Genomic DNA, 22,957 nt, shown 5'->3' with positions numbered 1-22,957 from the left:
GGCGGCCGGCCCGCACACTTTCCCTCGAAACAGAAAGGCCTGCCATGGCTACGGGTCCCTCGCGGTTGAGCGACAAGGTGGTTTTGGTGACCGGTGCGACCGGCGGTATCGGAGTGGAGATCGTGCGCCGCCTCGCCGCCGAAGGCGCCGTGCTGGTGGTGACCGACCTCGGCGAGGCAGCCTGCGCCGATCTCGTCGCCACCCTGGACCGGCCGGACAACCATCTCGCCCGGCCCCTCGATATCGCCCGCGAAGAAGAATGGGGCGCCACGGTGAGCGCGGTGCGCGACCGCTACGGGCGCTTGGACGCCCTGGTCAACAACGGCGCCATCGGCAGCCTGGCCTCGGTGGTCGACGAAGACCTCGACCGCTACAACCGTGTGATCGAGGTGAGTCAAACCGGCACCTGGCTGGGTATGAAACATGCCGGAGCCCTGATCGAGCAGAGCGGGGGCGGCGCAATCGTCAACCTCTGCTCGATCCTCGGCACAGTCGGCGGATTGGGTAACAGTCTCGCCTACGCGGCCGCCAAGGGCGCGGTACGGACCATGACGAAGAACGCCGCCCTGCACTGGGCGGCGAAAGGCGTGCGGGTCAACTCGATCCATCCCGGCTTCATCGAAACCGGACAACTGCTCGAACGCTACGAAGGCACCGACCGGTATCGCGCGATGCTGGCGAACACCCCGATGGACCGGCTCGGCCGGGCCGAGGAAGTAGCCGCCGCGGTAGCGTTCCTGGCCGGAGACGACTCGACATTCGTCACCGGCAGCGAACTCTACGTGGACGGGGGCTGGACCTGCGCCTGACGGCGCGGAAGCCGGGGTTGTCTCCACTGGATGAGGGCGGAGACAACCCCAGCAGTCTGTTCATCCCGACCGGGCCCGCAGCCACGGCATGGGCGGTAGTAGCGCGCCGGTACCGGCCCGTGGACGGGCTGGGTCCTGTCGGGCAGGCGCCGGGAGGTCAGTGCGCGGGGGCGAAAATATCGATGCCGGAGTCTGTTTCGCCGGTCAGAACGTTCCGGGCGACCAGAACGTCGAGGTGTGCCATCGTTTCGCAGGTGGCCACCATCTGATTGAACGTATCGAGGGTGTCGAACGGGCGCTCCCGGCGCGTCCAGGTCAGCGCGCGGGCGACCTCGAGGCCCGTGCAGGGGGCGAGTTCGGTGACGGCAGTGCGGATCTGCTCGAATCGCCGATCGTGGTGATCCAGTAGGTCCCGGGCTCGCCGGCCGGCGTTGCCACCGTCCGGGCCGTGGGCGGGCAGCATGGTCTGATCATCGTCGTCGCGGAGCAGCGCGAGCGAGTTCAGGAAATTGTCCAGCGGGAGTTCCCAGGTGCCCAGTTCGAAGCCGATGGAGGGTGTGATGGTCGGCAGCAGATGGTCGCCGGTGAACAGCAGGCGCCGGGCGCGGTCCTGGAAGACCAAGTGTCCCTTGGTGTGCCCGGGTGTGGCGCGGACTTCGAGTTCGTACCCGCCGAGGGTGAGTGTCCCGGGCTGCAGCCAGCGGTCGGGGGCTGCCCAGTCGGCGAGGTCGAAGGGTTCGCCGATACTGTCGGCGTACGCGCGCGCCGCGAGACCGGTGGCGCCGGCGCGGCGTAGTTCGCGCAGGGAACTGGTGGGCACATTGTTGCCGAGTGCGCGGATCGCCGCGAGCCCGGCGGATTCGGCGGCGCCGAGATGAACGCGGCAGCCGTGGCGGCGCCGCAGTTCCACCGCGAAGGTGTAGTGGTCGCGGTGGATATGGGTGACCAGGACATCGTGGATATCGTCGGGGGAGCGGCCGATCCGTGCGAGACCGGCGGTGAGCTCGCGGTAAGTGTCCGGGCGGTGCCAGCCCCCGTCGATCAGGACGATGCCGGTATCGGTTTCCAGCGCGTAGACGTTCACCGCGCGTAATCCGTCCTGCGGTAGTTGCAGCGGAATACGGTGGATTCCGTCGGCGACGGGGTAGCAGCCGGGCTCGGCCCAGTGCGTGCTCATTCGCCGCTGCCGCCCAGGGGCACCATGGTCTGTTCTTCGCCGAACCAGATCATGCGGCGGCCGCGCATCGCGCCGACATGCTTTACGGCCGCTTTCCACTCGGGACTGGCCAGTGCGGCCTCGAGCGCCTCGCGGGATTCGAAGCTCAGGATCGACAGGCCGTCCCAGCCGGCCGATTTGTCGTCGAAGGTGTCGAGGAGTTCGGTGTGCTGCCAGCGCAGCAGGCCGGGCAGCGGGTAGGTCACCTCGGCGTGTTCGCCGCGCCACCATTCGATGAACTGCTCGTGCGACCAATCGCTGGGCCGGGATGCGAGCACGATGAGGTTGTACACGATCTCTCCTAACTGAATTCTGTTCGGTTATGTAGGGTAAGCGACGGCGCCGGCCGGGTGCCGCCCCGGAGGCCAGGCGTAGATACGTCCCCACCCGGGTGTGCGGAACCGGTGGCCCGGCGTCGTGCCGGAGCCTGCGTCAGGCGCGCACCATCCGTACCGCGGTATCGGTGACGGTTTCGGTGATCTCGGCCAAGGTCAGCGTGCCGTCCGGGCGATACCAGCGCCAGACGCTGATCACCACGGCCAGCACCATCCGGCCGAGGATCTTGGGATCGCCGCCGGTGAAGACGCCCGCCTCGATACCACGCTCGATCAGCTCGGTCCAGTTCTGTTCGATCTCCTGGACCAGTTCCCGCGACCGCAGCCGTTCGGCTTCCTCTTTCTCCGATTGGCGCGGCTGGGCCAGCAGATCCATATGGTTCTGCAGAATGCGGCGTTGCAGTGCGTCGATCGGCTCCGCGCGCAGGGCGGCGGCCACCGCGGCGCGCAGGGCCTTCTCGGGATCTGTCTCGTTCTCGGTTGCCGAGACGAAACGATCCACCGAATCGGCCAGTTCCAGGCGCATGATCGTGAGCAGGCAGTGGGCCTTGGACTCGAAGTAGTGGTAGAGAGCGGTCTGGCCGATACCGACCTCGTCGGCGATGGAGGCCCATTTCGTATGTTCGTAACCGATTCGCCCGAACTGCTCGATGGCAGCCGTGAGGATGCTGCTGCGTTTCGACCGCGGGCTTTCGCGCCGGGCTCCCGTGTCAACGGTCATGAGTTACGTGCCCCCAATATCGGCTGTGTGTGGATCGGTCAACTCTACAACCCGACCTGAGATGAATTCGAGTCAGCTTCGGCGAGTCGGGTGGCGAGTCGGATCGCGTCGGGGCGGGACAGTTTCCCGACCCGGTTCTGCGGCAGGTCGGCGACCGGGAAAAGATATTCCGGCCATTTGAACTTCGGAAAATCCGCCGCGGCCAGCTGGTCGGTCACGCTGTCCAGCGTCGGCGCGCTGCCGTCGGCGACAACGAGCGCCGCCGCGCGCTCGCCCAGTATGTCGTCGGGGACCGGGACCACGCAGACCTGCACGATCCCGGGCACCGCCGCGATCGCCGACTCCATCTCGTTGATATCGATATTGCGGCCACCGCGGATGATGATCTGTTTCTGCCGGCCCATCACCCGGATGGAACCGTCCGCGGCCACCTCCACGAGATCGCCGGTGGGCAGGAATCCGTCCGCGGTGAGATCGGGCATGACCGGGACACCGCCGCGGGCGTAACCCACGAACAACGAAGGCCCCTTCACCTGCGCGTCGCCGATCGCCCCGGTGGGCAGCCGGGCACCCGATTCGTCGACCGCGCGGACGACAGTGCCGGGGAAGGGGCGGCCGTCACGCCCCAGCCGGATTTCCGGGGAGTCGTCCGGTCGCGGGGTGGTGTGGCCGAGACATTCCGACATCCCGAAGACTCGGAGGAAGGTGGTGCCCAGCTTGGTCTCGGCCTCGGCCAGGGCCCGCTGGTTCATCGGGCCGCCGCCCACGGTCATGGCCCGCATAGCGGCCAGTCGCCCGGCGCTGTCGCCGGTGACCGAGAGCTGCAGGGCCATGGTCGGCACCAGCATGGTCCACGCGACCCGGTGTTCGGCCATGGCGTCGAGCGCCGCGGACGGGGTCCATTTGCCGATGGTGACCATGGTGCCGCCCAGGAAAGCCGGCAGATACATACCGAAGCAGAACGCGGCGACCGACGACAGCGGTACGAACGCACCCACCGATTCACCCGGCCGCAGGCCGACGGTATCGATGGTGCTGCGGCAGGCGTAGCGAATGGCGTCCTCGGATTGGACCACGCATTTGGGCCGGCCGGTGGAGCCGGAGGTCATGGCGATGGCGTTGCCGCCCCGCCACCGCTGTACCGGGCCGAACGGCATGCCGCGAGAACGCAGCAGATGGTCGCCGAAGGCGGTGGCGGCGACGGGGAATTCCGCCGCGGGCACATCCCATCGACCCAGGGCAGCGGGTTCGCCGATCACCAGATCTGGGTCGATATCCTCGACCGCGAGCCGGAACTCCGATTCGGTGGCATGCGGGCTGAACACGGCGACCACCCCGCCCCGCAGGCCGACCGCCAGCGCCGCGGCGAGCGTATGCCAGGTGTTGTCCGCCTGGATGATCACGGTCGGGCCCCGGCTGTCGATGGCCGCGATACGTTCGGCGAGCGCGTTCGCCGTCGCCATGATTTCGCCCACGGTGTGCTGTCCGAGCTCGTCGATGACGGCGATGTCCGCCGGTGCCCGCCCGGCTCGTTCGAGCATCTCCTGCGCCAGTGCTTTCATTCACCCGTTCCTCGTGCCGCTGTGCTCTCTGTTTACTCCCTGCCCCTCCGCCGCGGGGCGGTTTGTGCCGGTCACGGTGGTGGGACCAGAACTGCGCGGCCGGTGATCGCGCCCGACCGCAGCTGCCGGTAGACCTCGATCGCCGCTGTCAGGGGGTAGGTCTGCGCGGTGACGTGCAGCGCGCCCCGCCGGGCCATATCGACCACCGCCGCCAGGTCGGCGCGTGGTCCCCAGAACGGGGCCGTCATCGTCCAACCGGCCGCCAGGCCCACGTCCTTACCGGCCTCGAGCCGTCCACCGGCGCTACCGACCACCGACAGCCGACCGCCGGGCGCCAGGGCGGCGGCTGCCGGGGCGACCGTATCCGGCGCACCGGCGAAATCCAGGATCAGATCCGCGCCCTCACTCAATGCCACGGCTGCGGAACCGATATCGCCGAATACGGCGTCGGCGCCCAGCCGCCGGGCCATATCCCGCGCGTCCGAGCGGGTATCGACCGCGACGATGCGTCCGGCGCCGAAATCGCGCAGTATCTGGAGCGCGAGATGTCCCAGGCCACCGACCCCGATCACCACGCAGACACTGTGCGCGTCCAGGAGATCGCGATGTTCGCGGACCGCGTGATAGGCGGTCAGGCCGGCGTCGGCCAGCGGGGCGCAGAGCACCGGGTCGACACCGGCCGAACGCACCAGGAACCGGGCCGCGGGGACGATCACCGCTTCGGCCAGGCCGCCCGGATAACCGAGTCCGTTGCCGATCGGTGCGCCGCGACCGTCGCGCGGTCGCAGGCGCAGGCAGTAGTTCTCCCGGCCACGCAGGCAGTTACGGCAGCCGCCGCAACCCCAGATTCCGTGCACGACAACGTGTTCCCCGAGCCAGTCGCGGTCGGCGGCCGGTCCCGCGTCCACCACGGTCCCTGCCACTTCGTGGCCCAGGGTGAGCGGCAGCGGATAGTCGAAACTGCCCGCCGCGGCGTCCATGACGTGGAGGTCGGAACGGCACAGACCGGCCGCCGTCACCCGGACGAGCAGTTCTTCGCCCCGCGGCCGGGGTGTGGGGATCTCGCGGAGCTCGGGTTCGGCGCCCCAGGCAGTGAGTTGAACGGCCAGCATCAGCGTGCCGTCCAGCCGCCGTCGACGACGAGCGCCTGTCCGGTCACATACGAGGACGCGTCCGAGGCGAGGAAAACCACGGCCCCGTCCACCTCACCCGCCCGGCCGCCCCGGCCGAGCATGGTGTTGCGCCGCACCCAGCCCGCGGATTTCTCATTGGTGAACAGTCCGTCGGTCATCTCGGTATCGAACCAGCCCGGGACCACGGCGTTCACCCGGATACCGCGGCGGCCCCACTGTCCGGCCAGTTCGCGGGTCAATCCCAGGGTTCCGGCTTTGGACGCGGCATAGCTGGCGCCACCGATCGGCGCGGTCGATACGAGACCGATCACCGAGGAGATATTGATATACGACGCGCGTTCCCCCTCAGGGAGCCTGCACGCCGCACAGGTCGCCAGGTGGAATCCCGCCAGGAGATTCAGGTCCAGGATGGCGCGGAACTCGGCGTCGGTCTCTTGCTCCGCATTCGGCGGCCCGGCCCGGCCCGCGTTGTTGACCAGGATGTCGAGGCGTCCGGACTGCTCGTAGCAGCGGTCGACGAGTTCGGCGCGGTCCCCGGGGTCGGTGACATCGCAGCGTACCGGGATGATTCGCGGTTCGTCCGCGGCGAGCGCCTGTACCCGGTCCACCCGGCGGGCGGCCGCGTAGACGGTGGCTCCCGCCCCGGCGAGCGCCCGCGCGAAACCGGCGCCGAGACCGGAGGATGCTCCGGTGACGACGGCGACCCGGCCGTCCAGTCCGAAAAGATCCTGCAAAACCGGTGTATTCATCTGCGCTGCCTCTCAGTACACCGCGGTACGGCCGCCGTCGACCGGGATCAGCGCACCCGTCGTATACCCGGCGGCATCGCTCGCGAGATGGGTCACCAGCCCGGCGATCTCGGCCGGATCGCCGAGCCGTCCGGCGGGCAGCCGGTCGATGATCTTGCCCACGAATTCGTCGTCCCAGTGCTCGGACATATCGGTGGCGAACCCGCCCGGCATCACACAGTTCACCCGCACCGACGGCGCGTACTCCTGCGCGAAAGCCATGGTGAGGGCATTGAGCCCGTTCTTGGCCGCGGCGTACATCGCCTCCGGCGGACTCGGCCGCACCGCGCCGATACTCGAGATATTGATGATCGAACCCCCGCCGGCGGCGGCCATCCGGGCCCCGGCGACCGCCATGAGGCGGAACGGGCCCTTCAGATTCACCTCGATGGTCTTGTCCCACAGTCCTTCGGTAACCGACGCGAGATTTTCGGCGAGCGGGGCGATCCCGGCATTGTTGACCAGGATGTCGAGACTGCCGAAGCGCTCGATGATCCCGTCGACGGCAGGTTCGAGGGTGTCCCACCGGCCCACATGCAAGTCCAGCGGGTACGCGTTTCCGGGGCCGTCGCCGAGCGCGGCGACCGCCTCCTCGCAGGCCGCGAGTTTGCGGCTGGAGACGATTACGGTGGCGCCCGCGTCGCGTAGTCCGCGCGCAATGGCCAGGCCCAGTCCGCGGCTCGCGCCGGTCACCAGCGCAACTTTGCCGTTGAGATCCGTTGTGCTCATCGGTACTTCTTCACCTCGAGACGCGCGATGGTGCGCAGATGTACTTCGTTGGGGCCGTCGGCGATCTGCAGGGCGCGGGTGATGGCGTGCATCCGGGCCAGGACGGTGTCGTTGCTGACCCCCGCCGCGCCGAAGGTCTGGACCGCGCGGTCGACCACCTTGTGTGCGACCTCCATCGCCGAGACCTTGATGGCCGCGACGTCCGAACGCGCCGCCGCGTTGCCCTTGGTATCCATCAGCCAGGAGGCCTGCAGGGTCTGCAGCCGGATCTGATCGATTTCGATCCGGCTGCGCGCGATCCATTCGCGTACGACCCCGCGGTCGGCCAGCGGTCCGCCGAACGCGGTCCGTTCCAGCGACCGCCGGCACATGAGTTCCAGTGCGCGTTCGGCCATTCCGATGGCACGCATGGCGTAATGCATCCGGCCGGGCCCGAGCCGACCCTGGGCGATCGCAAAACCGTCGCCTTCGGCGCCCAGCATGTTCTCTGCCGGGACACGCACATCGGTGAACTGCACCTCGCCGTGACCCAGCCGGTCGTGGAATCCGAACATCGGCAGATCCCGCAGCACCTCGATACCCGGCGCGTCGGCGGGCACCAGGATCATGCTCTGCCGGCGGTACGCCGGGGCGTCCGGATCGGATTTGCCCATGAAGATGATCAGTTTGCAGTCCGGATCCAGGATTCCGGAGATGTACCATTTGCGGCCGTTGAGGACATAGTGGTCCCCGTCGCGGCGGATGGTGGAGGTGATATTGGTGGCGTCGGAGCTGGCGACGGCGGGTTCGGTCATGGCGAACGCCGAGCGGATCTCGCAGTCCAGCAGCGGTTTCAGCCACCGGTCCTGCTGCTGTTCGGTGCCGAACATGGCCAGGATTTCCATATTGCCGGTATCGGGCGCCGAACAGTTGATCGTCTCGTTGCCGATGATCGAACGGCCCACCATCTCGGCCAGCGGGGCGTATTCGAGATTGGTGAGCCCGGCACCGAGGCCGTCGTGGGTCATGAACAGATTCCACAGCCCCTGCCGCCGGGCCTCGGCTTGCAGTTCGCGCATGACCGGCGGTTGAACGTGCGGATTGTCCGCGGCGGCGATCTGTTCGTCGTACACCCGTTCGGCGGGGTAGACGTGCTGTTCCATGAACTGTCCGAGCCGGTCGAGCAGCTCTCGAGTGCGGGGGGAGTAGGAGAAATCCACGATACGGCTCCTGAATCGGGGGAGGACCTCAACCGGCGAGGAGCGCGGTTCCGGTCTCGATGAGGCGATTGATGGTGGCGGGCAGCTTTTCCTGATCCGGATCGTGGTGCCGGCCTTCTCGGTGCCGTCGCAGATTGTGGCCCATGATGGCGGCCATCTTGAGCCGTCCGAGCGCGTCGAACCACGGCAGGTCGGACAGTTCGGGGCCACCCGCGCGGTAGCGGTCCACGAGTTCGGCGGGATCGGGCAGGCCCGGTACGGTGCGGCCCACCTCCGGGAAATTCGTGCCGTCGGCGAATACCAGGAACCAGCCGAGTTCCACGCGCGGATCACCGGCGCTCCAGATCTCCCAGTCGATCAGCGCGACCGGTTCCGTACCGGCGGCAATGATATTGCCGAGCCGGTAGTCACCGTGGACGAGCGTGGGGGGCACGGGTTCGGGGATCCGCTTGCCCAGCAGGCCGAGCAACCGGTCACCGCCCGCGACCAGCTCGGGCGGCACCGCGCCCAGTGTCCGCGCCCAGCGGGCGAGTTCATCGGCGGGTGTCAGTGCGGCTTCCACGCCCGGCACCGAGCCCGGGTCGATCGCGTGCAGCCGCGGCAGCACCTCGGCGGCCCGCCGCATTCTTGCGGCCGCCAGGCCGGGTTCGACGGCGGGGTCGTCCAGGACCGGTTCGAGCGATTCCCCGGTCACGAATTCCATGGCGAACCAAGCGGGTTCGGCCTCGTCGACGGCCACGATCCGTGGCACCGGCACATCGGTATGGGCCAGCGCGCGCATCACCCGCGCCTGCCGCAGCATATCGTGGCGGCCGACCGGCTTACGGCCCTCGGGCACCGCCTTCGCCACCAACTCCGGGCCGGTGGTGGCTACCCGGTAGGTGAGGCCCGAATGTCCGCCGGGCAGTGGTTCGAATCCGGTGACCTCGATATCCAGGTCGGTGCGCAACCGGTCACGCACACGCTGTTCCAGCGTCATGGCCGCGGCTCCTTGGGTAGGCCGAGCACCCGCTCGGCGATGATGTTGTGCTGGATCTCGTCGGTCCCGCCCGCGATCCGGTACCCGGGCGCGCCCAGCACGTGTTCGGTCCAGGCGTAAGTACCCCAGCGTCCGGAATCCGCGGTGAGTTCCCGGCCGAGCAGTAACCGCACGACCTCGGAGGTCCGGGCCATGGTGTCGGTGGCGAGCAATTTGCCGACCGACGCCTCCGGTCCGGGATCGCGGCCCGCGACCACCGCCGCGGCCACCCGCATTCCCGCGATCCGCTGCACATAACTGCGGGTCACCAGATCCGCGACCCGGTCGCGTTCGAGTTCCGTCAGTTCGCGGCCCAGGTGACGGGCCAGCTCCACCGCCTGATCGGCATTCGCCAGCCCCAGCCCGGCGCCGTCGAGCCGTTCCGCGGCGAGCACGGTGAGCGCCACCGGCCAGCCCTTTCCGACCGGCCCGAGCCGTAGCCCGTCGCCGAGCACCACACCGTCGAGATAGACCTCGTTGAACGAAGTACCGCCGGTCATCTGCCGGATCGGCCGGACGGTGACGCCCGGTGCATCCATCGGCACCAGGAAGACGGTGAGTCCCGCGTGCTTCGGTGCCGCGGAATCGGTCCGGCAGACCGCGACCCCGAGGTCGGCAACCCGGGCCCCGGAGGTCCACACCTTGTGCCCGTCGAGGGTCCAGGTGCCGTCGGCGTTGTGGGTGGCCTTGGTGCGTACCGCGGCCAGATCCGATCCGGCCTCGGTTTCGGAGAAGAGCTGGCACGCGATGAGATCGGTACGCAGCATCGCCCGCACATACCGTTCCCGCTGCTCGTCGGTGCCCCACTGCTCGATGGTCGGTGCCACCAATTGCTGAGTGACCGAGAACATCTCGGTCCGCCGCGGTATTTCGAACTCTTCCTCGGTGCGGCGGAAGGCCAGCGTGTAGGACATCGGCAGTCCCCGGCCGCCGTATTCGGCGGGCCAGGTGAGCGCACCCCAGCCCGCATCGAATTTGGCCTGTTCGTAGGCGCGGATGCGATCGGTGTGCCGGCGTTCTTCCGCGGCGGTCCAGTTCTCGAAAACCGCCACCGAATCGTCCCCCGCACCCCAGGTGGATGCCGTCCGTGGTGCCGCCGTATCGGCGAGCCAGGCGCGGGCCTGCTCGGTGAATTCGGTGAGGTCGGGAAGCTGCTGTGTTGTCACTGTGTCCACCTCAGACCGACAGAACCGTGCAGGCGCTGATCCCGGGGGCGCCGTACACATGGGTGAATCCGGTTTTCGGCGCGCCGGGCACCTGTCGATCGCCGGCTTCGCCGCGCAGCTGGGTCACGATCTCGTGCACCTGCCGCAGCCCCGAGGCGCCGATGGGTTCGCCGTTGGCGATACACCCGCCGTCGGTATTGATCGGCAGCCGGCCGTCGATCTCGGTGGCGCCCGCCGCGATCATCTCCTCCTGTGCCCCGGGAACGCAGAACCCGCATTCGGCCATATGCATGATCTCCGCGCCGCTCTCGGTGTCCTGGAGTTGCGCGACACCGATCTCCGCCGGTCCGATACCGGCCTGTTCGAACGCCGCCGAGGCGGCATCCGCGCTGACACTGGTCGGTTCACCGGTGCCCTGGACAGCGGGACTGAACACCTCGAAGGAGCCGAATCGACGGGTGCGATGGCTGATGGCCCGCAGCCGGACCGGCCGGCCGCCGAGACGGCGGACCGCGGCCGCACTCGCGACCACCACGGCCGCACCGCCCTCACCGGGAGAGCAGAACATGAACTTGGTGAGCGGATCGTTGACCATCTCGGCCGAGAGGATCTGCTCCGCCGAGATCGGATCCCGCCGCCAGGCATTCGGATTGCGGCTGCCGTTGCGGTAGGCCTTCTCGGCGACCATGGCCAGCGTCGCCGCGGAGATACCGTGCTCGCGCATATAGCGGCCGATCTTGGCGCCGAAGAACTGGGTTGTCACCATGAGCCCGGCCGAACCGTACCCCTCGGGCAGGCCCCAATCGGCGGGGGCGGGATCGAACGCGCCCCGCGGGTGTTTGTCGAAACCGACGGCCAGGGCGATCTCCGCGGCGCCGGAGCGGACCGCGTTGACCGCGGAGAACAATGCGCTACCGCCCGTGGCGCAGCCGTTCTTGACATTGGTGAACGGGATGCCGGTGAAGCCGAGTTCGGCCACCAGGGTATCGGCCAATCCGGACCCGTCGCTGCCGCCGTAGGCAACCTGGATATCGGGCCAGGTCAGCCCGGCGTCGGCGAGGGCATTACCGATCGCGTGGACAGCGAGTTGCCTTCCGGTGACCCCGGGCTGCCGGCCGAAGCGGGACAGCCCGCTGCCGATGATCGAAACCTGCTGGGTCACCGGACCTCACTCTGCTGACGGGTTGTGGTGGCGAACCGCGGCACCGGCGCTACCGCGACGAGGTGTACCGGTGCCCGGTCCAGATCGGCGAAATCGTCGCAGTCGAGGATCGCCTCGACCCGGATTCCCTCGGGAAGTTCGACATAGCCGACCGCGTAGGGCGTGAAGCCTTCGGCGGGAACGACATACGGCGGCGATTTCGGTGCGAACCGTTGCACGGTATGCGCCCACACCACGCCCTCGGTGCTCAGCGCCAGCGGTTCGGCGGTCGGTGCCGCGCAGCGCGCGCAGTTCGTGCTCGCCGGATAACCCACCGTGCCGCATCCCGCGCACCTACTGCCTTCCAGCACCGGTTTCACCTGCTCACCCATGTCGTCCCTTCCGATTCGTCGCTGCTATCCGGAATTCAGCGCCCGACCCACTTCGGTTCCCGCTTCTCCAGGAAGGCGTTCACGCCTTCGCGCGCGTCCTCGGACTGCAGGGCATTGCCGACGGCGAGGTGTTCCATCACCATCAGCGACTGGATATCGGCATCCAGACCGCGATCGATGGTCATCTTGGTGAGTTTCATGGCGAACGGGCTCTTGTCCACGATCGGGGCGATGAAATCGGCGACGAGCTGATCCAGTTCCGCGGCGGGGGCGGAGGCATTGATCAGATCGAAGTCGGCGGCTTCACGGCCGTTCAGCAGCTTGCCGGTGAGCATCAGTTCCTTGGTTTTGCGGATACCGATCATCCGGGGGAGCCGGTAGATCGGGCCGGCGCCGCCGAAGAGGGCCCGCCGGATGTGGAAGTCGCCGATCTTGGCGTCCTCGGCGGCGACCGCGAAATCGCAGGAGATCATGAGCTCGAACCCGCCCGCGGTGACATAGCCTTCGAGTACCGCGACCGAAGGGGTGTTCATCGAGTAGAGCCGGTCGCAGACCTTCGCGGAGAGCACCGCGACGTCCATGGCGTTGGTCTTGCCGACGTAGTTCTCGCGCAGTTCGTCGAGGTCGAAACCGGAGCAGAAGGTGTTGTTGCGACCCCGCAGTACCAGCACTTTCAGTTCGGGATCGTTGTCGACCTCGACGATGATCTCGTCGAGCCGGTGCAGCAGTTCCACCGTGACTGCGTTCTTCTTGTGCGGGCGGTTGAGCCAGACGCGTGCGATATCGCCGTCTTTTTCCAGGACGATGTGGTCGGTGTCGATCATCGGAGCCTCTTTCGGATCAGTTCCTGAACTGGATTCACTTCAGTTGTACTCGACGGCGCGAAGCGCGTCAATACGGATTTCCGGAGAACGTCGCGGCTGGTCACACGCCGATCAGTGCACCGATACGGGCGCGGTGCGTGCGCGCATCACCCTGCGCCGCTTCGTTTCCCAATGCCCGGCGGAAATAGGAGTGCGCGGGATGTTCCCAGGTGAACCCCACTCCGCCGTGTAGCTGCACGGCCTCGGCCGCCGCGTGAACGGCGGCGTCGGTGCACACCGCACCGGCCACCGCGACGGCCAGGCGGGCTGAATCGGGGTCCTCGGCATAGAGTGCGGCCGCATACCGCGATGCCGAGCGCGCGCGTTCCAGCGATACCAGCAGATCGGCCAGCCGGTGTTTGACCGCCTGGAACGACCCGATGGCCCGGCCGAACTGGTGCCGGGTACCGGCGTACTCCACGGTCATTTCCAGCAGGCGTTCGACGATTCCGGTGTTTTCGCAGGCGAGGGCGAGCGTCGCCAGGTCGCGCAGGCGGGAGCGCACCGCCGGGGTGGCCTCGGGCGCGGTGAGTGCCACGGCCGGGCAGTCGCGCACGGTCAGATCGGCTTGTCGCCTGGTGGGGTCGAGTACCCGCAGGTCCGTGCGCACCGCATCATTCGGTGGTCGCAGTGCGAACAGTCTCTGGCCGCCGGCCGTCGCGGCCGAGGCGATGACGATATCGGCGCTGCGCCCGCCGACGAGGTGGGTGACCGTGCCGTCGACCCGCCAACCGTGCGGGCTCGACGTGGCCCGCAGATCGTCGGTGGCCGGATCGAGCGAACTCATCGTGGCGACGAGGTTCCCGGCCAGAACGTCCGGAAGTGGATTACCTTCGGCTTCCGGTGCCGTCAGCAGCGCGTGTGTGCCGAGGACTGCCGAGCTGTAGACGGGTTCGCAGATCAGTGCCCGTCCGCATTCTTCGAGGACGACCGCCAGCTCGGCCGTTCCGTAGCCGAGGCCACCGTGGTGTTCCGGTGCGGCCAGGCTGGTCACCGACATCTCGTCGACGAGTGTCCGCCACAGTTGCGGTGAGTAGCCGAGGCCGGTGTTCGCGGCTGCCCGGACCTGTTCGATATCGCTGTATTTTCCGAGCAATCCCCGCAGCGATTCGCGCAGCTGAACCTGTTCGGGATCGGGGGACAATCCCGGCGGTTCCGAGCCCGGCCAGGGATGTTCGACGAGTGCTGCCGAGGTCGGAGGCATAATCTCCCCTTGAGTTGAGTTCAATTCGATAACGCCGACCCTAGCGGCTGAACCTCTCGACAAGAAGAGGTGGGCTGAACTAAGTTCATTTCATGACCCACGTGATCGAGGACTACTACGCGACGGTCGACAGCGGCAGACTGCGGGATGCGACGGCCATGCTGGCCGAGGATGTCGAGTTCGCGATGATCCTGCCGACCGGAGCCAACCAGGACCGCGGTCGTGCGGCCATGTTCGACTACCTGAGCGGCAGGCCGAAGGTGAACCGCAAACACCGGATGCTGCGGGTAGCCGTCGACGGCGATATGCAGTTCGCGCACGGTGCGGTCACCGAGAACGATTCCGTGACCACCGGCTGGTTCGTCGCCGCCATGCATATCGGCGCCGACGGCCTCATCGACCGGTATCAGGTTTCGTTCAGCGCGGATTTCGCGCTCTTACCGGCACAGTCCTCGACCGAAGGAGCGCGGGCATGACGACGGCAGTATCGGTGCTCACCCGGTGGTTCGGCTATATGGATTCCGACGACCCGGACCGGGTGCTCGGCATGATCGCCGACGATTTCACCATGTCCGTGCAATTCTCCAAAGGTGGCGGCCAGAGCGCCGAATTCGTCGGCGATCGAGCAGGATTGGTGGCCTACCTGGCGCAACGCGAAAAGAGCACGCTGATCCACCACATCGATATCGGCACCGTGGCCGGTGAATACGAGCTGGTCGTGGGTCGCACCACCCGCGACGGCGCGTTCGAGGCCTCCTTCAACGCAACCGCGCAGCTCGACGCCACCGGCGCGGTGCGCCGCCTCCTCATCGCCCGGACCCCCGAGATCGCGTTCGTGCGCTGAAACGCGTCGCGGACCGTAGTGGAAGGAACCGTCGTTGAATCGTCACGTGCGGCTGGCCCGCCGCCCGGCCGGGAAACTGGTGGCCGCCGACCTCGAGCTGGCCGAGGCGCCGATCCCGGAACCGGGCCCGGGGGAGGCGCTGGTTCGCAACACCTGGTTATCGATCGACCCATCGATTCGGATCCGGCTCGCCGAAACCACTCCGAACGGGTATCTCCCACCCTTACGACCCGGCGACGAATTGTCCGGACTCGCCCTCGGCACCGTGATCGACTCCCGGTGCCCGGGGTTCGCCGTCGGTGACCTGGTTTCGCATACCCTCGGTTACCGGGAGTATGCGCTGGTCGGCGCTCGAACGCAGACCATCGGCGGCTACGGCGCCGCATCCCGGATCGACACCGGAGCGCTACCGCCCCAGTGGTTTCTCGGTCCCCTCGGCAGTGCCGGGCTCACCGCCTATGTCGGACTGTTCGAAATCCTGCACCTCGAGGCAGAGGACACTCTGTGGGTTTCTTCCGCCGCGGGAGCTGTCGGTGTGCTGGCCGCGCAACTCGCGAAGATCCGCGGCGCCACCGTGATCGGGTCTGCCGGAAGCCCCGCGAAGGTCGCGTTCCTGCGCGACGAACTCGGCATCCCCGCCTTCGATTACCACGACGGCCCGCTACCGGAATCGCTGGCAGCGCTCGCGCCCGCCGGTATCGACACCTATTTCGACAATGTCGGCGGTGACCACCTCACCGCCGCCTTGGACGCCCTCCGTCCGTCCGGCCGGATCGCGCTGTGCGGTGCGGTCTCCGGTTACGACGGTGCCGCGCCGCAGGGGCCGCCGAACCTGTTCACCATGGTGTCGAAGGGTCTGCGAATGCGCGGTTTCCGTGCGGGGTCCTTCCCGTACCTCGAGGAAGCGATGCGCCGGGAAGTGGGCAGTTACCTCGCGGACGGCCGGTTGGTCTACCGGGAAACCGTGTTCGACGGGATCGAGTCGGCGAGCACAGCACTGCCGGCCATGTTGTCCGGGCTCACCATGGGGAAAACGCTCTGCCGGCTCGCCTTCTGACGATTCTGCGGTCACCACACCATACTCGATGGTATGGTCAGCGCCCGGTGCGAGCGGGAGGCACGACCATGAACAGGCCGATCGGGCGGCGCGCGGTACTGCGCGGGGCGGTGGCGGGTGCGCTGGGCGGACTCGCGGCGGGCAGGGCGGCAGCGCAACCGTTCGACAGTCCACTGCTTTTCCATTCACCGGAGCTGGCGAAGTTCGTCGACGAGATGCCGCGGATTCCGGTGGTGCGCGGTCAGCGGCTGGATCTTGCTGCCACGACAACAATGCATCGGTTCCATCGGGATCTGCCGGCGGCGCCGGCGTTCGGCTATCACGGGCAGACCTACTTGGGGCCGACCATCGATCACCACCGCGACCAGGAATTGCATGTACGGTTCGCCAACAATCTGGGCGCGCATCCGTTCGCGGCCGATCTGGACACCAGCCTGCACGGCGTGCAGGAAAGCTACCGGAGTGTCCCGCCGGCCTCGCTGCACCTGCACGGTGGAGTGACACCGCCGGACAGTGATGGGCATCCCGAACAGCTGGTCATGCCGGGGCAGAGCGTGGATCACCACTATCCGCTGCGGCAGGACGCCGGGACCCTCTGGTACCACGACCATCCGATGGCGATCACGCGCGCCAACGTCTACGCAGGCCTGGCCGGGATGCTGCTGTTACGTGACGATTTCGATACGGGGGAACAGGGTAATCCGCTCGGCCTGCCTTCCGGTGAGTTCGAAATGCCTCTGGTGCTGCAGGAGAAGATCTTCCGACCCGATGGGCAGCAGAGTCTGCGATCCACGATCGTGGTACCGGAAGGGCGCTGGGAGGGCGGTGGCGCCGGCGATACCGGGCTGGTGAACGGGAAGGTCTGGCCGGAACTGCCGGTCGCGCGGGGGCTCTACCGTTTCCGGACGATCAACGCCTCGTCGTTCAGCACCTGGAACCTGTTCTTCGGCAACGGGATGCGGTTCTGGGTGATCGGCAACGAACACGGCCTGCTCGATGCGCCGGTGCCGGTGCAGAACTTCCGGCTGGCAGCGGGGGAGCGGATCGACCTGCTGGTCGATTTCTCCGGGCTGGCGCCGGGGGAGACGGTGGAACTCTGCAACGACGAGCAGCCGGTCTTCCAGGCGCGCCTGATCGGGCAGGTGGCGATGCCGGTGTTCTGCCGGTTCCGCGCCGAACCGCGGCGTGGGTTCACCGGCCCGGTGCCGCAGGGGTTACGCGGCGGGTCTCGGCAGCCCGCGGTGATACCCGCTCCGCTGACACCGACGGTCGTCCGCAACATCACTCTCAGCCAACCCTACGATTTCACGCGTCTGCCACCGGCAATCATGACGCTCAACAATCTCCGCTATTCCGATCCCGATATCGAGATGCCGCGGCAGGGCACGGTCGAGCAGTGGAATATCGTCAATATCACCCCCGACCCCCATCCCATCCATATCCACCTCGTCACCTTCCGGGTGCTGGACCGGACCCCGCTGCGTACGCTGGAATATCAGGCCGCCCACCCGCAGCCGCCGGTCGGTACCCGGTGGACGCCACCGGCCGACGGGTTTCTCGCCGGCCCCCCGGTTCCGGCGCCGGCGTGGGAGCGGGGTTGGAAGGATATCGTGCGGGCCGACGGGGGAACGGTCACCCGGATCATCGTGCGCATCCCGACGGCGGAGGAACTGGGATTCGATCCCGACGCCGCATTCCCCCGACTCAACGCCCCACCGGGGAACGGCCACGGCTCCCGGCATCACCCCGGCCGCCACCAGGTGCACGACGGCCACGACCACTCCACCGACCTACGCGGGTACGTCTGGCACTGCCACATCCTCGACCACGAGGACCACGACATGATGCTGCGCTTGCGGTTTCCGGCCTGATCGCGCACGCCGGAAACCACAGATCGGCCGGAAGTGGACGCTCGATGCCGGGCAGGCAGATGAACTCGCCCAACAGCTCTCGGGGTGGCACAGACCTACACACCAGGGCTCGGCTCCGAACATTCCGGACTGCTCGTACGGTGGCGATCGACGGCGGGATCAGCGTCCGCGATGGGCGGGATCTGCCTTACGTTCGCGTTCGCGTTCGGCGGCGGTGGCGAGATAGTCACCGAGTTCGCGGGCCAGCGTCGCGTCCAGTGAACGGGCCAGGCTGCTGTGCACGGCGGCGACGCCGAGTTCGCGCATGGTGTTGAGCATGCGGGTGGTTTCGGCGATTTCCTCGTTGGTGTCGGGGAGCCAGCCCGGCCCGTGTTCGTCGACGATATGTTTCTTCGCGGCGCGGATCAGGATCCCGCTGATATCGTCGATCCGGGTCGCGACCTCGGCGTATACCGAGATCAGCGTGCCCAGGTCGATCCCGTACTCGTGGAGTTCGGTGAACGAGGTGAGCAACTGGGTATCGGTGATCGTCACGGTATCGCCGTCGGTGCGGACCAGGTCCATCCGGCGCAGCTTCTCCACCAGTTCCTCGGATTGTGCGCCGAGAATGGTGGTGAGCAGTTCCCGGGAGACCTCGAACGGTTCCTCCTGGGACCAGTTGGCGGTGACGGCGTGCTGCAGGCCGAGTACCTCGGTGAGGTCCTTACCCGTCTCCCAGCTGGTGATGAAATCGGAGATATGTGCGGTGGTGAATCCGCGTTGCAGCAGCGCGTCGATGAGGCGTAGCCGTTCGAGGTGGGAATCGTCGTAGATACTGGCGCGGCCGTCCTTGGCCGCGGGCGGCGGGAGCAGACCGCGCTCCTGGTAGGCGCGGACATTGCGGGAGGTGGTGCCCGCGGCACGGGCCAGATCGTCGATCCGATACCTCGGCATATCCGCCGCACCTCCTCGCCCGCCTACCGCCCGGTTGCCCCCGGCTCGAGTGATCGAGTCTAGCCGCCGCTCAGAACGCGGGGACCGACCTCCGCGGAATGCTCGCCCCGGGCGCTCGTCACCGTGTAGTCGTCGAGGTCGATATCGCGCAGCTGGTGGCGGTACTGGGTGGCGAAACCCGGGTACATGGTCGGGTTGAAACCGTCCTCGGTGAGATACCAGCTCCGGCAGCCCGAATTCCAGGTGGTCGCGCCCAGCCGGCGCTGAATTTCCGCGTTGTAGCGTTCCTGGCGATCCGGGCGGACCTCGAGCGTTTTCAGATCGCGGTCCAGGATTATCCGGACGGCGCGGACCAGATAGTCGATCTGCGATTCCATATACACCAGCGCCGAATTGTGTCCGGGGCCGGAATTGGGACCGAAGGTGAGGAAGAGGTTCGGGTAGCCCGATACGGTCACACTGCGGTATGCGAACGCGCCGCGCCGCCATTCGTCGGCCAGAACCCGGCCGTCACGTCCTGTGATCGGTATCGGGGTGCCTTTTTTGGAGACATCGAAGCCGGTCGCGAACACGATGCAGTCGGCCCGGTGCTCGATTCCCTCGGCCGTGCGGATACCGTCCGGGGCTATTCGCGCGATCGGCCACGTGATCAGCTTGCAGTTGTCGCGCTGCAGTGCCGGGTAGTAGTCGTCGGACATGAGCAGGCGTTTGCAGCCGGCCCGGAATTCCGGGGTGAGCTGGCGGCGCAGCCACGGGTCGCGTACCTGGCGCCGCAACTGCGCGCGCCCGACCAGTTCGACCACCCGGGTGAGCGGGGTATTCCAGACGACGCCCAGCGCCACCGATTCGTGGCCGTAGAACCAGGCCTGCCGGGCCAGCGTTTCCGCCCCCGGAACCTGCCGGTAGATCTCCTTGGCCAGCGAGCCGGTGCGGCGGTTGACCCGGGGCAGCACCCAGCCGGGCGTGCGCTGGAAAACCTTGACCGAACCGGCCTCCCGAACCAATTCGGGGATGATCTGTACCGCGCTCGCGCCGGTACCGACCACCGCGACCCGTTTACCCGTGAAGTCGTAATCGTGGTCCCACCGCGCACTGTGGATTCTGTGCCCGGTGAAGGTGTCGATCCCCGGAATATCGGGGAAACCGGGTTCGGTGAGCGGCCCGGATGCCAGCACCACCGCCCGCGCCCGGACAGGCTCGCGGCCCTCGAACGTGATATTCCACAATCCGGCTTCTTCGTCGAACGACATCCCGGTGACGTTGTGCTGCAGTCGAATATGCGGCGTGACCTCGTACTTCGTCGTGATCGACTCGATATAGCCGAGGATTTCGGAACTCCCGGAGTAGGTGTGCGACCACTCCGGATTGGGTGCGAAACTGTAGGAATACAGCCGCGACGGAATATCGCACGCAGCGCCCGGATAGGTGTTGTCACGCCAGGTGCCGCCGATCGCGGAACCCCGTTCGAATACGGCGAAATTCCCGATACCGCTCTGACGTAGACGAATTGCGGTGCCGATTCCGGCGAAGCCGGCACCGATCACGGCGACGTCGAGCGGCGCCGCATGGTTGGTGGTCATGATGTCCTCGTTCACGCAGCGGGGGTGTAGGTCAGCTCTTTTGACCAGGTCGGATCCTTGCGCAGCAGCTGCCGCGGGATGGCCCCGGTGATCTTCACCAGCGCGTCGGCGAGGAGGTGATAGGGGTGGCCGCGGTCGACAACCCAATTCGCTTGCAGTTTCACGATCTGATACATCGGGAGGCGGCGCACGAATTCGCTACGCTCGCCTACCTTGCGGTAGCGCTCCATGGCCGTATAGAGCTTCTGCTCGTCCACGCCCATCGCGACGATATTGTCGCGCATCTTGTTCAGCAACGGCACATAGCTGAGCACCCCGATGAGAAACGTCGGTTTCACCCAGCCGCCGACCAGATCGATGAGCAGTTTGCGCAGTTCCGCATGCCCGAGCACATCCATGACCGCGAAATCGACAGCGAGATGACGGGATTCGTCGGCATTGATCCGGCGGAACGTCTCCTGGCAGACCGGGTCTTCGATCTCGTCCATGATGAACTTCACCAGGGCGCCGTCGAGTGCGACCTCCAGCATCGGGATCACGGTGCCCAGGAACGACAGTGACATATCGTCGGAGTATTTGTCCAGGAAGTCGATGACGAGTTTGACATTGATATTCGGCTGCGGGATCTCGTCGCCGTCCAGCATTCCCCAGCGCCGCATCAGGGCGAGTTCGGCATTGGCGTGCCGCTGTTCCTCGGCGTGGAACCAGCGGTAGATCTCCCGCAGGGTCTCGGTGGGCGCTTTCTTCGCCATCGCCGCGAAACCCCGCGCGCCCACATTCTCGATCCACATCAGATCCGCCATGAACGGTTTCAGGCGGGCGTGCTGTTCGGGAGTGAGCGTTTCCGCGCCCGGTGCGTCCCAATCGATATCGGCCAGCGCCCACTGCCGGTCCTTGATCTTGCCGAGCATATCGTCGAAGTCCATGGTCGCCATATCAGACTCCAGTTCTTTCCGGGGTGGTGGACGCTGCTGCTTCCTCGGCGGGCAGCAGTCGCGCGAGCAGGCCGGCCACAGCTGTGTATTGGCCGGGGAACAGTCTTTTCAGTAACCAGAGGAGTTGCGCGTCGGGCTGTGGGACGACGTGTAACCGGCCGCGGTCGTGTGCGTCGAGCGTGGTGCGGGCGATGCTTTCGGGGGAGAATCCGGTCCAGCGCATCAGGGTGTCGGCGAGTTCGCGGGGCCCCGCGGGGACCGGTGCGTCGCGCGCGATATTCGTGCGGACAAACGTCGGGCACAGGACGGTCACCGCGATATCGGTGCCGCCGAATTCCGCGGCCATCGTCTCCGACAGCGCGAGCACCCCGGCCTTTCCGGTGTTGTAGGCGGCCATCCGCGGTGCGGTGCCGAACGACGCGGCCGAGGCGACGTTGATGATCCCGCCGTGGCCGGCCTCGCGCAGCCGCGGCGCGAAGATCTCGCACCCGTGGATCACACCCCACAGGTTGATACCCAGGGTGCGCTCCCATTCGGCGAAACCGATTTCGCCGACGGGCAGCCCGCCCGATCCGACTCCCGCATTGTTGATCACCAGAGTCGCGGGGCCGTCGAAAACGGATTCCGCATAGCGCGCCAGCACCTCGACATCGTCGCGTTTCGCCACATCGCAGCGGAACGGGTAGGCAACGCCGGGATACTCGCGTCCGATCGATGCCACCGTTTCGGCCGCGCGATCCTCGTCGATATCGGCACACACGATCCGGCCGCCGCGAGCCGCCAGTTCATGGGCGAATGCCCGGCCGATACCGCTGCCCGCGCCGGTGACGACCGCCCGGGCGCCGCGGCTGCGCGGCGGCCCGAACGGCCGGAAGATATCGAGTCCGAGCATGTCAGCCCACCTTCCGTGCCGTGGACACCGGCGGTGAGGTCCTCGTCGACCTGTTCATACCCGTAAGAATCAGTTATGAATGTGCCATTTGTCAATGGCGGATATCCGGGGTCGTTTCTATCGGAGTCAGCTCACGGTTACGGGCTCCGAGGTCAGCGTCTTCTCCGATTCGCCTTCGTTGCGGTTGCGGCGGATGCTGGAGATTACGGCGGCGCCGATGAAGGCGACACCGATGAGGCCGGTGACGATCTCGTTGACGTGCACGCCGATGGAGACCATCAGGATCAGTGCCAGGGCGCCGATCGCCCAGTGGGCGCCGTGCTCGAGGAAGACGTACTCGCTCAGTGTGCCCTTGCGGACGAGGTAGATCGTGATCGACCGGACGAACATTGCGCCGATGAGGCCCAGGCCCAGGGCGATGATGATCGGGTCGGAGGTGATGGCGAATGCGCCGATCACGCCGTCGAACGAGAAGGAGGCGTCGAGGACTTCCAGGTAGAGGAACAGGAAGAATCCGGCCTTACCGGTTGCCTTGGCGAGGAGTTCGATGACGTTGATGAAGGTGACAC

The 22,957-nt window shown here is 67.0% G+C and carries 23 protein-coding genes and 1 pseudogene; 5 read left to right on the top strand and 19 right to left on the bottom strand.

The genetic code is table 11. From position 1 onward, the window contains the following. The first annotated feature begins 44 nt into the window (after positions 1 to 44). Positions 45 to 809 (top strand): SDR family NAD(P)-dependent oxidoreductase, encoded by a 765-nt coding sequence (locus ON22_RS13305; RefSeq protein ID WP_033241859.1) that lies wholly within the window; start codon positions 45 to 47, stop codon positions 807 to 809. A gap of 157 nt (positions 810 to 966) precedes the next feature. Here ON22_RS13305 and ON22_RS13300 read toward each other — a convergent pair whose 3' ends face one another. The 14 genes from ON22_RS13300 to ON22_RS13235 form a co-directional block, all read right to left on the bottom strand. Next, positions 967 to 1,986: an MBL fold metallo-hydrolase gene (locus ON22_RS13300; protein ID WP_033241860.1), complete on the bottom strand. Its 1,020-nt coding sequence runs from the start codon at positions 1,984 to 1,986 to the stop codon at positions 967 to 969. After that, positions 1,983 to 2,318 (bottom strand): EthD domain-containing protein, encoded by a 336-nt coding sequence (locus ON22_RS13295; RefSeq protein WP_033241861.1) that lies wholly within the window; start codon positions 2,316 to 2,318, stop codon positions 1,983 to 1,985. Before ON22_RS13295 ends, ON22_RS13300 begins: the two co-directional genes overlap by 4 nt. A 139-nt stretch (positions 2,319 to 2,457) precedes the next feature. Beyond that, positions 2,458 to 3,081 (bottom strand): TetR/AcrR family transcriptional regulator, encoded by a 624-nt coding sequence (locus tag ON22_RS13290; protein ID WP_033241862.1) that lies wholly within the window; start codon positions 3,079 to 3,081, stop codon positions 2,458 to 2,460. A gap of 44 nt (positions 3,082 to 3,125) precedes the next feature. Then, positions 3,126 to 4,643: a class I adenylate-forming enzyme family protein gene (locus ON22_RS13285; RefSeq protein ID WP_033241863.1), complete on the bottom strand. Its 1,518-nt coding sequence runs from the start codon at positions 4,641 to 4,643 to the stop codon at positions 3,126 to 3,128. Positions 4,644 to 4,714: 71 nt separating this feature from the next. Next, entirely contained in the window at positions 4,715 to 5,755 is a 1,041-nt protein-coding gene (locus ON22_RS13280; RefSeq protein ID WP_033241864.1) for an NAD(P)-dependent alcohol dehydrogenase, read from the bottom strand. Continuing rightward, positions 5,755 to 6,525, bottom strand: coding sequence for an SDR family NAD(P)-dependent oxidoreductase (locus ON22_RS13275; RefSeq protein WP_033241865.1), 771 nt, complete (start codon positions 6,523 to 6,525; stop codon positions 5,755 to 5,757). Before ON22_RS13275 ends, ON22_RS13280 begins: the two co-directional genes overlap by 1 nt. Positions 6,526 to 6,537: 12 nt before the next feature. Continuing rightward, positions 6,538 to 7,293, bottom strand: a complete 756-nt coding sequence (locus ON22_RS13270) for an SDR family NAD(P)-dependent oxidoreductase (RefSeq protein WP_033241866.1) — start codon at positions 7,291 to 7,293, stop codon at positions 6,538 to 6,540. Then, positions 7,290 to 8,492 (bottom strand): acyl-CoA dehydrogenase family protein, encoded by a 1,203-nt coding sequence (locus ON22_RS13265; RefSeq protein ID WP_033241867.1) that lies wholly within the window; start codon positions 8,490 to 8,492, stop codon positions 7,290 to 7,292. The genes ON22_RS13270 and ON22_RS13265 overlap by 4 nt, the downstream gene beginning before the upstream one ends. A gap of 28 nt (positions 8,493 to 8,520) precedes the next feature. Further along, positions 8,521 to 9,471 (bottom strand): phosphotransferase family protein, encoded by a 951-nt coding sequence (locus tag ON22_RS13260; RefSeq protein WP_033241868.1) that lies wholly within the window; start codon positions 9,469 to 9,471, stop codon positions 8,521 to 8,523. Next, a complete protein-coding gene (locus ON22_RS13255) occupies positions 9,468 to 10,676 on the bottom strand; it encodes an acyl-CoA dehydrogenase family protein (RefSeq protein ID WP_033242415.1) in 1,209 nt (402 codons plus the stop codon). The genes ON22_RS13260 and ON22_RS13255 overlap by 4 nt, the downstream gene beginning before the upstream one ends. A 10-nt stretch (positions 10,677 to 10,686) precedes the next feature. Next, entirely contained in the window at positions 10,687 to 11,838 is a 1,152-nt protein-coding gene (locus ON22_RS13250; RefSeq protein ID WP_033241869.1) for a thiolase family protein, read from the bottom strand. Further along, complete coding sequence (locus ON22_RS13245; protein WP_033241870.1) at positions 11,835 to 12,209, bottom strand: Zn-ribbon domain-containing OB-fold protein; 375 nt, start codon at positions 12,207 to 12,209, stop codon at positions 11,835 to 11,837. The genes ON22_RS13250 and ON22_RS13245 overlap by 4 nt, the downstream gene beginning before the upstream one ends. A 35-nt stretch (positions 12,210 to 12,244) precedes the next feature. Next, positions 12,245 to 13,033 (bottom strand): enoyl-CoA hydratase/isomerase family protein, encoded by a 789-nt coding sequence (locus ON22_RS13240; protein ID WP_033241871.1) that lies wholly within the window; start codon positions 13,031 to 13,033, stop codon positions 12,245 to 12,247. Between the two features lie 100 nt (positions 13,034 to 13,133). Then, the gene (locus tag ON22_RS13235; protein WP_033241872.1) at positions 13,134 to 14,276 is read right to left on the bottom strand and encodes an acyl-CoA dehydrogenase family protein; all 1,143 of its coding nucleotides are present in this window, start codon (positions 14,274 to 14,276) and stop codon (positions 13,134 to 13,136) included. A 92-nt stretch (positions 14,277 to 14,368) separates the two neighbouring features. On the opposite strand from ON22_RS13235, the gene ON22_RS13230 reads away from it, so the two are divergent. The 4 genes from ON22_RS13230 (at position 14,369) to ON22_RS13215 (ending at position 18,048) form a co-directional block, all read left to right on the top strand. Then, positions 14,369 to 14,752: a nuclear transport factor 2 family protein gene (locus ON22_RS13230; protein WP_033241873.1), complete on the top strand. Its 384-nt coding sequence runs from the start codon at positions 14,369 to 14,371 to the stop codon at positions 14,750 to 14,752. Further along, positions 14,749 to 15,120 (top strand): hypothetical protein, encoded by a 372-nt coding sequence (locus tag ON22_RS13225; protein WP_033241874.1) that lies wholly within the window; start codon positions 14,749 to 14,751, stop codon positions 15,118 to 15,120. The genes ON22_RS13230 and ON22_RS13225 overlap by 4 nt, the downstream gene beginning before the upstream one ends. Positions 15,121 to 15,154: 34 nt before the next feature. Beyond that, a complete protein-coding gene (locus tag ON22_RS13220) occupies positions 15,155 to 16,177 on the top strand; it encodes an NADP-dependent oxidoreductase (protein WP_033241875.1) in 1,023 nt (340 codons plus the stop codon). 68 nt (positions 16,178 to 16,245) lie between these two features. After that, entirely contained in the window at positions 16,246 to 18,048 is a 1,803-nt protein-coding gene (locus tag ON22_RS13215; protein WP_033241876.1) for a multicopper oxidase family protein, read from the top strand. 159 nt (positions 18,049 to 18,207) lie between these two features. On the opposite strand, the gene ON22_RS13210 is transcribed toward ON22_RS13215, so the two are convergent. The 5 genes and pseudogenes from ON22_RS13210 to ON22_RS13190 form a co-directional block, all read right to left on the bottom strand. Further along, positions 18,208 to 18,981 carry a MerR family transcriptional regulator gene (locus ON22_RS13210; RefSeq protein ID WP_033241877.1) on the bottom strand — a complete coding sequence of 258 codons (774 nt, stop codon included), beginning with the start codon at positions 18,979 to 18,981 and terminating at the stop codon, positions 18,208 to 18,210. Between the two features lie 59 nt (positions 18,982 to 19,040). Continuing rightward, positions 19,041 to 20,561 carry a flavin-containing monooxygenase gene (locus ON22_RS13205; protein WP_033242416.1) on the bottom strand — a complete coding sequence of 507 codons (1,521 nt, stop codon included), beginning with the start codon at positions 20,559 to 20,561 and terminating at the stop codon, positions 19,041 to 19,043. Between the two features lie 11 nt (positions 20,562 to 20,572). Beyond that, complete coding sequence (locus tag ON22_RS13200) at positions 20,573 to 21,496, bottom strand: reductase (RefSeq protein ID WP_051157582.1); 924 nt, start codon at positions 21,494 to 21,496, stop codon at positions 20,573 to 20,575. 1 nt (position 21,497) lies between these two features. Next, complete coding sequence (locus ON22_RS13195) at positions 21,498 to 22,388, bottom strand: SDR family NAD(P)-dependent oxidoreductase (RefSeq protein ID WP_033241878.1); 891 nt, start codon at positions 22,386 to 22,388, stop codon at positions 21,498 to 21,500. Positions 22,389 to 22,514: 126 nt separating this feature from the next. Continuing rightward, positions 22,515 to 22,928: pseudogene (locus ON22_RS13190) on the bottom strand (DUF475 domain-containing protein); the annotation flags it as partial. Positions 22,929 to 22,957 lie beyond the last annotated feature (29 nt).

Source organism: Nocardia carnea NBRC 14403 (genome assembly GCF_000308515.1).
GTDB lineage: Bacteria > Actinomycetota > Actinomycetes > Mycobacteriales > Mycobacteriaceae > Nocardia > Nocardia carnea.
This window is presented reverse-complemented; position numbering and strand designations above follow the sequence as displayed.